Raw genomic sequence first — 15,232 nt, 5'->3', positions numbered from 1 at the left:
CCTCAAGGTGTCGCGGTTGAATGTGAATCGGCGTCGGCCAGCTCGATCTGTTCGATCAGGCGATCCTCGACCAGCAGGGCCAGGGCCGCCACGGTCGGCGTCTTGAAGAAGGCGGCGGGATGGATTTCCACCCCATACTCCTGGCGCACCCTGGCCAGCAGCTGGACCGCCAGCAGCGAATCGGCGCCGAGTTCGAACAGATTGTCCTGGCGCCCGACCGGCGCAATGCCGAGAAACCCGCTCCACAAGCGCGCCAGGCTTTCCTCGATATCGCCGTCCGGCGCGACGAAGGGCGTCGGGAGCTGCGGACGCGCTTCGGTACGGCGTTCGACGGGTGCGGGAGCCTCGATCAGTGCCAGCAGCTCGTCTCCGCTGCTCCCAAGACGCCTCTCCAGATCGATGCTGGAGACCAGCACGTGCGCCTGGTTGCTGCCCTGGACGATGCGCTCGAACAGCTGCGCGCCCTGCTCCGGCGCGATGCCGACATCGTCAGGCATGCGCATGCCGGCCGCCATGCCGACCTCGCGCCAGCCATCCCAGCCGATCGACACCACCATGCCGCCGCCGGCGCGGTTGGCGCTGGCTGCAGCGGCGTCCAGGTAGGCATTCGCCGCGGCGTAGGCGGACTTGCCCAAGCCGCCGGCGAGGCTGGCCAGCGATGAGCAGAAGGCCACGAAGTCGAGCGGCACGCCGGCGCTCGCCGCCAGCAGTGCCTGGGTACCGTGCACCTTGGCCGCGAAGACCTGTTCCACCGAGGCCCGGCTGTGCGCGGCGATCATGCCGCCCCCCGCCACGCCAGCGGCATGCACGATGCCGTTCAGGGCGCCGAAGCGTTTGCGGGCGGCTGCCACCGCATCACGCATTTGCGCGGCATCGGCGACGTCCGCCTGCAGCACCAGTACCTCGGCGCCCAGCGCTTCCAGCCCGGCGACTGCCTGCGCGGGTGCGGCGCGCCGTCCGAGCAGCACCAGGCGCGCCTGCCATTGACCCGCCAGATGGCGTGCCAGCGCCAGCCCGACCCCGCCGAGGCCACCGGTAATCAGGTACACGCCCTGGCGGCGCAGCCGCGCCGGACCTGCCGCCACATCGGGCGCGTGGACGAATTTGCGGATCCAGCGATGCGTGCCGCGATACGCCACCAGCGGTTCGCCCGCGCCGGCCTCGATTTCGGCAGCGATCTGGCGCGCCAGCCGGTGTTCGTCGCCGTCCGGGGCCAGTACGTCGAGCAGGCGGCAGGCGATCTGCGGATACTCTTGCGGGATGACCTGGCAGAGCCCATGCAGGGTGGCTTTTTCGGGGCATAGCGGCTCGGTGCCGGTGACGTCTTCCAGTCCGCTGGCCACGACCGTGATGGCCAGCGCGGCCTCGCCGGCGGCCTCCAGCGCCTGGACCAGCGCGAGCAGGCTGTAAAAGCCGGCTTCCAGCGCATCGCCCGGATCGGCAGCGATGCTCCATGCATGGCAGACGTGCGATACCGGACCGAGATCGGTTCCGACGCTGCGCAGGAGTTGTTCCATATCCTCCCGGTCGGCGGGACGAACCACATAATGATGCGCGGCGCGGCGCGCGAATGCGGCGCCCCGTTCCACCTGCACCACGCGCCGCTCGTGCGCATGCAGTTGGGTCAGCAAGCGGTCATCGAGCCTGCCGCCGTCGCCCATGAGCAGCAGCACGCCACGCGCCGAGGTGGCAGGCGCCGGGACCTGGCTGCGTTCCCAGGCCGGCACGTAGCACCAGCCGGACAGGTCGCCGCGCCGCTTCGCGGACGGCGGCGGCATCGCACCCGCGGCCGGGCGCTCGATCCAGTACGAGCGCCGTTCGAACGGATAGGCAGGCAGCGGCACCCGGCGGCCTGCCTGGGCCGCACCGGCTTCGATGCCGGCCACCCAGAGCTGGGCCAGGCAGCGCTGCGGCTGCACCGCGTTGTCGACCGCGCGATCCGGATGGCACTGGGTAGCCAGCACGGGCCGCGCGGCGCCTTGCGGATGGCGGCGCGCCAGGGTGCTCAGGGCGTCGCCGGGGCCGACTTCGAGCAGCACGCGGTCGGCCTTGGCGAACAAGGCGTGCACGCCGTCGGCAAAGCGCACCGTGCCGCGCACGTGGCGCACCCAGTAGCCGGGATCGCAGGCCTCCTGCGCGCTAATCCAGGTGCCGCTCAGGTTCGATACGAAGGCCAGGCGCGGCGCCGACAAGGTCGTGCGCTTGAGCAGGGCCGCAAATTCGTTCAGCATCGGTTCGACGGCGGCCGAGTGGAAGGCATGCGAGACGCGCAGGCGGCGCAGCGCCACGCCAAGCGCCGCCAGTTCGCGTTCGGCCTGCGCGATCGCGGCCGGCGGCCCGGCCAGTACGCACAGTTCGGCCCCGTTCACGGCGGCCAGGTCGCAGCCGGCGTCGGCGCGTGCGCGCACGGCCTGCTCGCTCATTCCGACGGCCAGCATCGCGCCGGGGACCATTGCTTGCAGCAGGCGTCCACGCGCGACCACGACGGCCAGCGCATCTTCGAGCGTAAACACGCCCGCCAGGCAGGCCGCCACGTATTCGCCGATGCTGTGGCCGAGCAAAGCGTCGGGTTCGACACCCTGGCGCATCCACCATTGCGCCAGTGCGTATTCGATCACGAACAAGGCTGGCTGGGTGATCGCAGTCTGCGCCAGGCGGTCGGCGGCGTCGGCGCGGCCGGCAGGCGCGGGAAACAGCAGCGTGCGCAGGTCCAGGCCCAGATGCGGCGCCAGCAGCGCGCAGCAATGGTCGACCGTGGCGCGAAAATCGCTTTCGCGCTCGTACAGCGCGCGCCCCATGTCCACGTGCTGCGCGCCCTGGCCGGGGAACAGGAACGCGACGCTCGGCCGCTCCGACATGGCCTCGCCGCGATACAGGGTGTGGGCTTGCTGATGCCGCAGCGCGCCGATCGCCTCGGCGCGGTCGCGTACCAGGGCGACGGCGCGATGCGCGAAGCGCTTGCGCCCGGCGCGCAGGGTATGGGCCACGTCGCCCAAGGCGAGTGTCGGGTGTTCCTCAAGATGCGCGGCAAGACGCTCCGCCATTGCCTGCAGCGCCGTTGCGCTGCGCGCGGACAAGGGCAAGGCATGCACGCCAGTGCCGCCGGCGTCGGCGACGCTATTCTGGGGCGCCTCCTCCAGCACGACGTGGACATTGGTGCCGCCGATGCCGAACGAGCTCACGCCGGCGCGGCGTCGGGCGGCACCGGCGTCCCATGGCCGCGCAACCGTGTTGACATAGAACGGACTGTTGGCGAAATCGATCTGCGGATTGGGACGCTCGAAGTTCAGGCTTGGCGGCAGGGTGCGGTGCTTGAGCGCCAATACCGCCTTGATCAGTCCCGTCACGCCGGCGGCGGCGTCCAGATGGCCGACATTGGTTTTCACCGACCCGATGGCGCAGTAGCCCGTGCCCTGCGCGCCGGCCTGGAAGGCCTGGGTCAGCGCGGCGATCTCGATCGGGTCGCCCAGCGTGGTGCCGGTGCCGTGCGCCTCCACGTAGCCGATGCTCTCGGGGCCGACGCCGGCCATCAGCTGCGCCGCGCGGATCACGGCGGCTTGCCCGCCGATGCTCGGTGCGCTGAATCCGACTTTGTCCGCACCGTCGTTATTGGCCGCGCTGCCCTTGATGACGGCATGGATGGTGTCGCCGTCGCGCAGTGCCTCGTCGAGGCGCTTGAGCACCACAATGCCGGCGCCGCTGCCCTGCACGGTGCCGGCGGCGCTGGCGTCGAAGGCGCGGCAATGACCATCGGGCGAGAGAATCGCGCCGGCCTGATGACGGTAGCCGCCGTTTTGCAGCAGGTTGAGCGACACGCCGCCAGCGAGCGCCATGTCGCATTCGTGGTTCAACAAGGCCTGGCACGCGGCATGCACGGCCATCAGCGAGGTCGAACACGCTGTCTGCACCGTCACCGCCGGGCCGCGCAAATCGAGCTTGTAGGCGACGCGCGTGCACAGGGAGTCGGGCAGGTTTCCGCCCATCAGGCCAAGCAGCTCGGCGACGCCGCCCTGCTCCAGATCCACATGCGGCAGCAGCTGGCGCATCAGATACACGCTGGCGCCGCTGCCGGCATACACGCCCACCGGCGCCGCGCCGCGCTGCCCTGCGTAGCCGGCGTGCTCCAGCGCTTCGAAGGCGCATTCGAGGAAGATCCGGTGCTGGGGGTCGAGCAGTTCGGCGTCGCGCGGCGTATAGCCGAACAGGCCCGCGTCGAACAGGTCGGCGCCGTCGAACGGCACGCCCGCCTTCACGTAGTGCGGGTCGTCGATCAGTGCCTGCGCCACGCCGCGTTCGCGCAGCTGGGCATCGGTGTAGTGAACGACCGATTCCACGCCCTCGCGGATGTTGTTCCAAAAGGCGCCGATGTCGGCTGCGCCGGGCACGCGCGCTGCCATGCCGACGATCGCAATTTCGAGCCCGGTGGCTTCGTGGTCATCATGTTGGTGCTGCATCAGTTGATCCTTTCGCCGGAGCGTTTGCGTTGCAGCAGGGCTGCGCGGCGGCGCTCGGCCGCCGCTGGTGCGGCATCGGCGGTGTGGGACTCGCCGCCGCAAGCCGCACCTTGTCCGATGCGCCTTGCCAGCGCGCCGATGGTGGGGTACTTGAACAGGTCGACGACCGACAGGTTCGATGCCAGGCGCTCGGCCAGCAGGTGATGCACGCGGATCAGCTGGAGCGAATGGCCGCCCAGGTCGAAGAAGTTATCGGCCACGCCGATGCGCTCCACGCCCAGCACCTCGCGCCAGATCCCCGCCAATACCTGTTCCGTCTCGCCCTGCGGCGCGGCGAACGCGATGCCGACCGCCATCTGCGGCGCGGGCAGCGCTGCGCGGTCCACCTTGCCGTTGGCGTTGAGCGGCAGCGCATCGAGTTGCACGATTGCGGTCGGGACCATGTAATCGGGCAGCGTTCGGCCCAGCCGCTCGCGCAGCGACGGCACATCGATGGACTGGCCGGCGACGGCGCAGACATAACCCACCAGCCGCGCGCCGCCGGGGCCCTCGCGCGCGGCCACGACCGCGTCGACCACCTCGGGCTGCGCCAGCAGCTCGGCTTCGATCTCGCCCGGCTCGATGCGCATGCCGCGCAGCTTGACCTGGTGATCGATGCGCCCCAGGTATTCCAGCTGCCCGGCGCTGTTCCAGCGCACCAGGTCACCGCTGCGGTACAGGCGGCCACCCGCTTGGTACGGATCGGCCACGAAGCGCTCCGCCGTCAGGCCGGCGCGCGCCAGGTAGCCGCGCGCCAGCCCGGCCCCGCCCAGATACAGCTCGCCCGGCGCGCCCATCGGCGCCAGGTTCATGTCGGCGTCGAGCACCAGGGCGCTGCGCTCTCCGACCGGACGGCCGACCGGCACGTAGGCGGCGTCGCCTGCGCCGCCGGCGTCCGACCAGACGGTGGGCGTGATGACCGTTTCGGCAGGGCCGTAGGCATTGAACACGCGCTCGGGCACGCAGATCGCGCGCACCCTTGCGAATTCCGGCGTGGCCCAGGCTTCGCCGCCGGCGATGCACAGCCGAACCGGCAGCGAGGCCGGCGCCAGCGTTTGCGTCAGCTGGCGCAGATAGGCCGGCGGCATGTACAGCACCGTCACGCCGTCGCGCCGTAGCATGCCGGTCAGCGCATCGAGGCCCACATGCCGCTCGCGCGGCAGCACGACGGCGGCCCCCGCGAGCAGCGGCAGCATCCACTGCTCCCCCGCCGCGTCGAAGCTGATCGAGGCAAATTGCAGCAGCCGGTCCTGCGCCACCAGCCCGTAGTGCGCGCCGATCGCTTGCAGGTGCATCGACAGCGGCCCGTGCGCCACCGCCACGCCCTTGGGTTTGCCGGTCGATCCCGAGGTGTAGATGACGTAAGCGAGATGCTCGCCGTGGATGTCCACGGCGGGCGCGCGATCGGGCTCGCCGTCGAGCTCCAGCGCGTCCAGTTCCAGCACCTGCACGCCGGCGTGCGCCGGCAGCTGCGCCGCCAGGTGGCGCTGCGTGAGCAGCAGCGCGATGCCGCTGTCGTCGACCATATGGCGCAGGCGCCCGGCCGGATAAGCCGGGTCCAGCGGCAGATAGGCCCCACCCGCCTTGAGGATCGCCAGCATGCCGACGACCATGTCGGCCGAACGCTCGACCGCGATGCCGACCTTGACCTCCGGCCGTACGCCCAGCCGGATCAGGTGGTGCGCCAGGCGATTGGCCTGCGATTGAAGCTGCGCATGGGTCAGCGTGGTGGCGCCGGCGATCAGTGCGGTGGCGTGCGGATGGGCCGCAGCCTGGCGCTCGATCAGGCGGTGCACGGCTGTCGTATCGCCAGTGGCCCGGGCGCCGGCGCCCCACTCCAGCAACTGCCTGCGCTCGGCGTCTCCCAGGAGCGCAATGTCGCCCAGTGCCCGGTCGGGGTTGCCGGCCAGCGCGGCGAGCAGCGCCGCGTAATGGTTCGCCATGCGCTCGATGGTGGCCGGGTCGAACAGGTCGGCCGCGTACACCAGGTTCACCTCGATGCGGCCGGCGGCGCTGGTGCGCGTTTGCAGCGTGAGTTCGAACTGGGCTTCCTGGTCGGGCAGCGCCAGCTCCTCCACCGCGAGCCCGGTACGCGCTGCAAACGTGGCGTAGTCGTTTTGCAGGTGGTTGAACATCACCTGGAACAAGGGGCTATGGGTCAGGCTGCGCTCCGGCTGCAATGCGGCGACCAGCTGCTCGAACGGCAAGTCCTGGTTGGCCAGGGCGCCGAGCGCCGCCTGCCTGGCGCCGGCCAGCGCTTGGGCCAGCGTCATGCGCGAGTCGATCGTATTGCGCAGCACCAGCGTGTTGACGAACAAGCCGACCACGCCCTGCAGTTCGGCGCGCGCGCGGTTCGCCACCGGCACCCCGATGCGGATGTCGCGCTGGCCGGTATGGCGGAACAACAGGACCTGGAAGGCTGCCAGCAGCACCATGAACAGCGTTGCGCCATGGGTCTCGGCCAGCGCCTGCAACTGCGCCAGCCGTTCGGCCGGCAGTTCCAGGCGCTGGCTGGCGGCGCGGTAGCGCGCCACGCTCGGACGCGGGCGGTCGGTCGGGAGCATGAGCACCGGATGCGCGGTATGCGCACCCGCGTCCAGATGCGCGCGCCAGTATGCCAGCTGGCGCTCGTGCTGGCCTGGACCGGCCTGACCGTGCTGCCAGCTTGCATAGTCCGCGTACTGGATCGACGGCGGCGGCAAGGCCGCGCCCTCGCCTGCGCGGCGCATGGCGTAGGCCTGCGCCAGTTCGTCCACCAGGATCTGCATGGACGCCCCATCGGAGACGATGTGATGCATCACCAGCGCCAGCACGTGCTCCTGGCCGGACACCTGGAGCAGCGCCGCGCGCACCAGCGGTCCGCTGGTGAGGTCGAACGCTTGCGAGCGCAGCGCATGCAGCGCGCGCACGATGCCGGCCTGGCCATCTCCGGCAAACGCGCGTTGCACGTCCAGCGTGGCGGCGGCCTGGATTAGCTGCTCGACTTCCCCATCGGGGCGCACGCGGAAGACGGTGCGCAGCGATTCATGGCGCCGTACCAGGTCCGCCAGCGCCTGCCTCATGGCGTCGGCATCGAGCGCGCCGCCGATGCGCAGCGCTCCCTGGATATGGTAGGCGGTGCCGTCCGGGTCGAGCCGCCACAGCACCCACTGGCGCTGTTGCGCCGGCGAGAGCGGCAAGGGCTCTGCGCGGCGCGCGGCCGGCAGGACCGGAATGGCCGGAGTCCCGGCCCGTACGCCCTCGTGCAGGACGCGCCGGATCGCATCGGCCTGCTCCTGCAGGCGCGCATGCTCGAACACCAGCCGTGGCGGAAAATCGATGGCCCAGCGCTGCGCGACCAGCGCCGCCAGCTGCACCGCCGCGAGCGAGTTCCCGCCCGCGCTGAAGAAGTGCGCGGCGCCGTCGTACCGGCGCGACGCATCGTGCCTGAGCACCTCGCGCCACAGGGCGGCAAGGGCTTGCGCGGTGTCGTCGAGGGAGGCCTGCGCCTCCACCTCGGCATGGTCGGCGCCGGCCAGGCGTCCGTTTTCGAAAACCGCATAGGCATCGAGCGAACGCGCGGCCCAGCCCTGGCGGCAGGCGCTGCGCTGCAGTTTGCCGCTCGATGTCTTCGGCAGGCCGCCCGGGTTGAGCAGAACGATCACTTGCGGCGCCTCGCCGCACTGCACGCTCACCGTGGCCGACAGCGCATCGGCCAGGATGTGCGGAGCGACCAGCTTTTGCAAGCCGCGCGACACTTCGGCCGCGACGCCGATCCCTTCGTGCCCGCCAAGGTCGACCGAGAAGGCCGCCACCCTGCCCTTGCGCACCGCCTCCACCTCGGCCTCCACAGCGCGTTCGATGTCCTGCGGGTACAGGTTATGGCCGCGCACGATGATCATGTCCTTGAGCCGTCCGGCGACGAACAGTTCGTCGTTGACCACGAAACCGAGGTCGCCCGTGCGCAGCCAGCGCAGGCCGTCGCGTTCGACGAACGTGTCGGCGCTTTCGCGCGGCTTGTTCCAGTAGCCGGCGGCGATGCTCTCCCCGGCGGCCCAGATCTCGCCGATCGTGCCCGCTGCGGCCACCTCGCCGCTGCGCGCATCGACGATCCGCAAGGCGTGCGCCTCGGCGATCCGGCCGCAGCCGACCAGCGCGTTGCCGCCGGCGTCCGGCATCACCTGCGACCGGGCCAGCGCGGCGCCATCGAAGCGCGTCGCCAGCATGCCGCTGCCGCGCCGCCCGCCGGTGAGAAAGAGCGTACTCTCGGCCAGGCCGTAGCACGGATATATGGCGCCCGCGCTGAAGCCGGCAAGCGCATAGCGCTCGGTGAAGGCGTCCATCGTATCCTGCCGCACCGGTTCGGCGCCGGTATAGGCCACGCGCCAGCTGGACAGGTCCAGCCCGGCGGCCTGGGCGGGCTTGATCCGGTCCAGGCACAGGCGATACGCAAAATCCGGTCCGCCGCTGATGGTGACGCGGTGGCGCGAGATCATCTCCAGCCAGCGCAGCGGGCGCTCCAGGAAGAAGCGCGGCGACGACAGCACGCACACGATGCCGCTGTAGAAAGGCTGCAGCAGGCCGCCGATCAGGCCCATGTCGTGGAACAGGGGCGACCAGACGCCGAAGCGGTCGTCGCCGCCGATCCCCATGCTGGAGCGGATCGCGCGTTCGTTGGCCATCAGGTTCCCGTGCGTGACCATCACGCCCTTGGGCGCCGAGGTCGAGCCGGAGGTGTACTGCAAAAAGGCGACATCGCCGGCGGCCGGCTCGCACGGCTGCCAGTCGCCGGCCGTGGCGGGATCGACCAGGTCGACGGCGATCACCTGCTCCACCTCGAACTCGGCGGCGGCGCCGTCGACCAGCGCCTGGAGCGCGCTGGCGGTCAGGATGCCGCGCGCCTGGGCGTCGGCGGCGATCCCGGCCAGCCGCGCCAGGTGCTGGGGACGGATCGATTCGGGCGGAAACGCGGGCACCGCAATCACGCCGGCGTAGAAGCAGGCGAACATGCTGACCGCGTAATGTTCGTCGTTGTCGAGCATGATCAGGACCCGTTCGCCCTTCTCGAAACGGCGCTGCAGCACGGCGGCCAGGGCGCGCACGCGCTGGTCGAAGCCGCGGTAGCCAAGCCGGGTTTCGACAAGTTCGCCGTCACGCTCCTGCACGACGATCACGGCCGCGTCCTCGGGCTGGCTGTCCGCCAGGCTCCTGGCACGTTCGACGAAATTGTTCGGATGACGAAATGGGTCGCTGTGGAGGATCGATTGCTTGGTCATTGGCTTATCTCGCAGGCGCAAAAGCCTGGAACGTGCATCGGATTGCAGTGCGGCCCGGGCCATGGCCGGCGCCGGGCGTGGAAAAAATCACTCGACGGCGGCGACCGGAGCCCCGGCGGCGGCCTGCTGGTCCATCCAGGAGCGCAGCGAGGCGGGGCGCATGTCGGTCCAGGTCTTTTCGACATACTCGGTCACCGTTTTCTTGTCGCCCTTGACGCCGTCGACCGCGCGCCATCCTCCGGGGACTGCCTTCCAGTGGGGCCAGATGGAGTACTGCTCTTCGTGATTGATAAGGACGATGAAGGTCTCGTCGTCGCGGTCAAAACAGCTGGTCGTCATAGGGTTCCTCGGTGGGTTGAAAGGGAGCGAGCACCGCCGCGCCCGCGGCCGGTGCGCGCTCATCTCCGTTTAAAGACGAAGCTGGCGCCGCTTTGTTTAAGCGGCAGCGGCGCGCGGCGCATCACGCCGCCCCGACGGCTGCGCGGCACGACACCAGGGCATCGCGCATCATGAAGTTCACCAGCGTGGCGGACACGCCCAGTTGATCGGCCACCTCGCGCTGGGTCTGGCCGCCGAGCCGGTTCATTTCGAAGGCGCGTTGCGTGCGTTCCGGCAGTTTGGCGAGCGCATCGGCCACCAGGTTCAGTTGCTGCAGGTCGCCGGCCAGCGCTTCGGGCGATCCGGCGCCCGCCGGCACGGTCCATCCCTCTTCCTCGGCAGCGAACAGGCGCGATTCCAGCGCCACGGAGCGATAGCGGTCGATCGCCAGGTTGCGCACCACCTGGAACAGATACGCCAGCGGCTGCTCCACCTGGCAAGACGCCGTTTCCATCACCTTGATGTAGGCGTCCTGCACCACGTCGTCGGCCTGTTCCCGCGTGCCGAGGATCTTCATCGCCACCCGGCGCAGTTGCACGTGATGGGTGATGAACATGCCTGATAGGCCCCCGACTTGTCTTTTTCCCGTACCCAAACGAACACTCCTCATTGAGATGCGCTGCGCGCGCCGAACCAGCTGGCGCAAGAAAATATCTTTTATGCATAATTGGCTTGATGCCAATGAATTGATTGTATGGTGTTTACAAATCTATGGCAATGCGAATCATTCTCATTTGCGTTAACATTCGCATTTGTGCGCAGCTGCCCGCCGTCTCCCAGGCTGTTCGTGGCCGCATTGACATATCGAGAAATGCCGATATAATCAAGCCATGGAATTGCTCGACATATTCAAAGCCCTCTCGAACCGTACACGCCTGGACATCCTGCGCGGCTTGAAGGACCCTGCCAACAACTTCCCTGCGCAGGATGAAGGGGACGTCCTGACGGTGGGCGTCTGCGTCAGCAGCATTCAGGAAGGCGTCGGGCTGTCGCAGTCGACGGTGTCCGATTACCTCGCCACCCTGCAACGAGCGGGCCTGGTGGAAGTGCGGCGCATCGGCCAGTGGACCTACTACAAACGCAACGAAGCAACCATCAGCGCGCTTGCCGAGATCATCGGAAAAGAGCTGTAATTTTTTAAGCCATGATCTCGACAATTCCCGATATCTCTTTTTAACGAAATTAGGAGATGCAATGAAAGCGATCGTACTGACCTCATTCGGGGGGCCGGACTGCTTCGAACTGCGCGAGCTGCCCACGCCTGTGCCGCACGCGGGTCAAGTCCTGGTGCGGGTCCATGCAACGTCCATCAATCCGCTGGACTACCAGGTCCGGCGCGGCGATTATCCCGATCTGGTGCAGCTGCCGGCCATTACCGGACACGATGTTTCTAGCGTGATCGACGCAGTCGGACCGGGCGTGACCAGTTTCTCGCCTGGGGACGAGGTCTGGTACACCCCGCAGATCTTCGACGGGCCCGGAAGTTATGCCGAGTACCACCTCGCTGCCGAGGGCATTGTCGGGAAGAAGCCGGCCTCGCTGAGCCATCTTGAGGCTGCAAGCCTGAGCCTGGCTGGCGGGACGGCGTGGGAAGCGCTGACCGTGCGGGCCGCGCTGCGGGTCGGGGAAAGCGTCCTGGTGCACGGCGGCGCGGGAGGCGTGGGCCATGTGGCGATCCAGCTTGCCAAAGCCATCGGCGCCAGGGTGTTCACGACCGTGCGCGAGAACAACTTTGCGTTCGCGCGCAGCATGGGCGCCGATGTGCTCATCGACTACGAGAAGGAGGATTATGTCGACGCCGTCATGCGGGAAACGGGCGGGCGCGGCGTCGATGTGGTGTTCGACACCATCGGCGGCATCACCTTGTCGCGCAGCCCCGGCGCGCTCGCACAGCTTGGCCGTGTCGTCACCATCGTGGACATGGCACAGCCACAAAACCTGGTGCAGGCCTGGGGCAAGAATGCGAGTTATCACTTCGTTTTCACCAGGCAGAACCGCGGCAAGCTCGATGAGTTGAGCGCCTTGATCGCGCGCGGTCAGCTGCGGCCCCACGTCGGCGCCGTCTACGCGCTCGCCGACATTGCGCTCGCCCATGCCCGCCTGGAACGTCCCAACAACGGTCTGCAAGGGAAGATCGCGATTGCCGTCGCCCCGCTGGCAACCGACTGAAGGAAGCGCGCGTCCGGCGCGGCACACCGCCCGCCTTTCCTTGCTCATGACGACAGCTAGCAATGTCAATGATTTCCCGGCCAAACACGCCCGCCCGACTGTCGTCGGCAGCGGCGGCGGCTCGATGTACCGCGACGGCGCCAGGTACATGGTCAACGCCTGCGACCGCAAGCAGGAGGTGCTCAAGGAGCCGCTTCGCTACTGTATGGCGCGGCCGCGCCGGGCGGCATCGGCGACACCGTCAGCAAGCGCGCCCGTGCGGGCATGGTCAACTGAACGGGGAAGCCGGCAACCTGTCGCACAAGCAATTGGCAGCCGATGGGGGCGGCACGCTCGATCCGGCCGGGCGGCTTCTGATCGCCATAGCCGCAAAAAAAATGCCCCGGAGCCAAGCCTGGCTGCGGGGCATTTTCCATTCGAGCGACGCTGTCAGGCCGCTTGCCGCTGCCCGGCCTGTGCCGCGACCGGTGTATCGGCGGCGCGCAGCGACCATACGCTGTGCGGGTCGCCGTGCAAGCCGCGCCTGAGGGCGGCCCGCCCCATCTTCCAGAAGGCGCAGCCGGCGGCGAGCGCCACGCCGTTCACGCTCGCCACTACCCACTCGGCGCGCCACAGCGACAGCAGCGGATGGACGCCGGACGCAGCCCACTGCGCCAGCGGAATGGCCAGGGTCAGCGCGGCGCACAAGGCCAGCAGTTCATGGGCGGCGCGCGCCGGCGGGCGGACGAAGGCCCAGGCAAGGGACAGCAGGAAGAGCGCATAGTAGCCGCGCTCTTCCCACAGCGGCAACGCGCCCGGCGCGGCCTGGAACAATTTGTTCACCAGGAATACTGCCGAAACGCCGGCCACGCAGCCCAGGCACACGCCGAGGGTGGCCTGGGCCATCAGGCGCCCGCTCAGCGGCTGGCGCTGGGCCAGGCGCTTGCGGCGCGCTTCGATCCACAGCAAATTTCCGCTGTAGAACAGGAAGGCGCCCGCCAGGCCGAGGAGGAAATAGATCCACTGCACCGCCGCATGGCCGAAATTCCCATAGTGCAGCGATTGCAGGCCGCGCAGGAAGGTCGTGCCCGGGCTGTAACGCTCCGGTGTAATCACGCGCACCACGGCCCCGCTGCCGGCCTTGAGCACCACGGCGGCGGAGCTGGCCAGCGTCCGCTGTCCGATGTCGCCGTAGGCCACGATATGGGCGTTGGCGTCGCCCGCCTGCTGATAGTGCACTTGCCGCACCGCCATGCCCGGCGCCGCTTGCCGTACGCGCGCCAGCAACTGGTCCGCAGGCAGCAGCGGGCCCGCCGTGCCGGACGCCTTCACCGGCGCGGTCGCCGAAATGTCGGGCTCGATCAGTTGCAGCAGCTTGCCGTCGAAGACCAGGAACTGGAACGGCGCCAGCAGCAGCACGCCCAGCGCCAGCACCGCCCCGCTCCAGGCGAACACGATATGGAACGGCAGCGACAGGATGCCGATCACATTATGCGCATCCTGCCACATGCGCTTGAGGTTCTTGCCCACGCGCAGCGCGAACAGATCCTTGAGGAACAGCGGCGCGTACGCCACCACGCCCGAGGCCAGCGCCAGGCCGTACAGGATGCAGACCAGGCCCAGCACATAGATGCCCCAGCTTGCGGGCAGCCCGGCCGTGTAGTGCAGGCGGTACAGGAAATGCGACAGCTCCGATTGCGGCTTCAGGTCCAGCAGCGCGCCATCGGGCGCCAGGCGGAACTGGTGCTCGGTCTCGCCGCCATCCTTGCCATGCTCGTGCCAGTCGAGCGTGAGATGCGGCTCGTTCAGGCTGGGCAGGTGCAGCGTGAACGCGTCCTTCGCTTGCGGATGCCTGCGCAGCACGGCGTCGACCAGGGCTTGCGCGCCGGCCTCGGAGGCCATCGGCGCGCGCGCCGACGAGGGCGTCTCCCAGGTATGCAATTCCTTGTTGAAGACGCTGATCGCGCCGGCGTAGAAAGCGATGAACAGGGCGAATCCGGCCACCAGGCCGACCCACGTGTGCACCGCGATATAGGTCTTGAGCGTGGACGCCTTCATGCCGCGACCCTCAGCAGGCCGGCCGCCTTCAGTCCGTACATCAGGGCGAAGCCGGCGAGCGTGGCGCCCCCCATCCACAGCCAGGCGCGCAGGGCGGTCTTGAAATGATAGGCCAGCGCCATCGCTCCCACCCATACCGGGAAGAACATCAGCAGGATCGGCAGGGTGTCGCGCTGCTGGTTGCCGCTGAGCAGTGCCAGCAAGCCGACCAGCACCACGCCCAGCGGCGGCGCCAGGAACACGGCGGCCATCGATTTACCCCACATGGCGCCCCCTGTTCCAGGCATTCACATAAGGCAGCGCCACCAGCGCGAGCATCAGGGCGGACATGGCGATAAACACGCCGCACCAGAAGCCGTAGCCGTGGCTGGCCGCCCCGACCGACACGGCGCACAGCGGCAGGGCGAGCCAGCGCAGCAGGCGCCTGGGCGCGGCGGCCCATAGCGACTGATGCGGTGAGGCCAGGTAAACAGCAAGCGCGGCCAGGCAGGCCGGGCCGAGGGAAATCCAGATCATGTAGCACCCATTGAATGAGAATTATTCTCAATACATGAATGATAGATGATTATTCCCGTCTGAAAAAGTGAAATTTTGCCAAGAAGCTACTTTTTAGCGCCTGTCGAGCGTGACGCCAACCGCCTGGCGGCCGGGCCGTCCCGCTCGGCCCGCATGCATCCCCCTGCTTCCGGGTAATTTCTCAATAGCCAATCGTGCGTCGCCCGATGCGGACCCCTGCGCCTTTCATATCACAAGCATCATATTGTTTGCTTGCGGAAACATCGAGTTTGGAAAGCAATAAGCGTTATCCGATTTGTACGCTTCATTCGCTTCTCTCGATAATTGTCAAGTCTCGCCTGCGTCATGACGCTGTAACTTTTGAACATTAGAATCATCCCCGTT

The 15,232-nt window shown here is 68.4% G+C and carries 9 protein-coding genes; 2 read left to right on the top strand and 7 right to left on the bottom strand.

All coding sequences use genetic code 11. The features are described from left to right. Positions 1–2: 2 nt before the first annotated feature. The 4 genes from EJB06_RS04565 to EJB06_RS04550 form a co-directional block, all read right to left on the bottom strand. The gene (locus EJB06_RS04565) at positions 3–4,454 is read right to left on the bottom strand and encodes a type I polyketide synthase (RefSeq protein WP_126072803.1); all 4,452 of its coding nucleotides are present in this window, start codon (positions 4,452–4,454) and stop codon (positions 3–5) included. Next, a complete protein-coding gene (locus EJB06_RS04560; RefSeq protein WP_126072802.1) occupies positions 4,454–9,748 on the bottom strand; it encodes a non-ribosomal peptide synthetase in 5,295 nt (1,764 codons plus the stop codon). The genes EJB06_RS04565 and EJB06_RS04560 overlap by 1 nt, the downstream gene beginning before the upstream one ends. Positions 9,749–9,835: 87 nt before the next feature. After that, positions 9,836–10,087: an MbtH family protein gene (locus EJB06_RS04555; RefSeq protein ID WP_126072801.1), complete on the bottom strand. Its 252-nt coding sequence runs from the start codon at positions 10,085–10,087 to the stop codon at positions 9,836–9,838. Positions 10,088–10,208: 121 nt separating this feature from the next. Next, positions 10,209–10,736, bottom strand: coding sequence for an RNA polymerase factor sigma-70 (locus tag EJB06_RS04550; protein WP_126072800.1), 528 nt, complete (start codon positions 10,734–10,736; stop codon positions 10,209–10,211). 220 nt (positions 10,737–10,956) lie between these two features. On the opposite strand from EJB06_RS04550, the gene EJB06_RS04545 reads away from it, so the two are divergent. Both EJB06_RS04545 and EJB06_RS04540 read left to right on the top strand, forming a co-directional pair. Beyond that, on the top strand, positions 10,957–11,259 hold the full coding sequence (locus tag EJB06_RS04545) for an ArsR/SmtB family transcription factor (protein ID WP_126072799.1): 303 nt from the start codon (positions 10,957–10,959) through the stop codon (positions 11,257–11,259). Between the two features lie 61 nt (positions 11,260–11,320). After that, positions 11,321–12,295: a zinc-dependent alcohol dehydrogenase family protein gene (locus EJB06_RS04540; protein WP_126072798.1), complete on the top strand. Its 975-nt coding sequence runs from the start codon at positions 11,321–11,323 to the stop codon at positions 12,293–12,295. A gap of 429 nt (positions 12,296–12,724) precedes the next feature. Here the strand turns inward: EJB06_RS04540 and EJB06_RS04535 are convergent, their stop codons facing one another. The 3 genes from EJB06_RS04535 to EJB06_RS04525 are packed head-to-tail and all read right to left on the bottom strand — an operon-like array spanning position 12,725 to position 14,848. After that, positions 12,725–14,332 (bottom strand): PepSY-associated TM helix domain-containing protein, encoded by a 1,608-nt coding sequence (locus tag EJB06_RS04535; RefSeq protein ID WP_126072797.1) that lies wholly within the window; start codon positions 14,330–14,332, stop codon positions 12,725–12,727. Next, complete coding sequence (locus tag EJB06_RS04530; protein ID WP_126072796.1) at positions 14,329–14,598, bottom strand: hypothetical protein; 270 nt, start codon at positions 14,596–14,598, stop codon at positions 14,329–14,331. The genes EJB06_RS04535 and EJB06_RS04530 overlap by 4 nt, the downstream gene beginning before the upstream one ends. Continuing rightward, the gene (locus EJB06_RS04525) at positions 14,588–14,848 is read right to left on the bottom strand and encodes a hypothetical protein (RefSeq protein WP_126072795.1); all 261 of its coding nucleotides are present in this window, start codon (positions 14,846–14,848) and stop codon (positions 14,588–14,590) included. Before EJB06_RS04525 ends, EJB06_RS04530 begins: the two co-directional genes overlap by 11 nt. Positions 14,849–15,232: the final 384 nt, after the last annotated feature.

The sequence above is a fragment of the Massilia atriviolacea genome (assembly GCF_003953935.1).
In the GTDB taxonomy this organism is placed as follows: domain Bacteria; phylum Pseudomonadota; class Gammaproteobacteria; order Burkholderiales; family Burkholderiaceae_D; genus Telluria_A; species Telluria_A atriviolacea.
The sequence above is the reverse complement of the archived record's forward strand: the minus strand, read 5'-3'. Positions and strand labels throughout refer to the sequence as shown.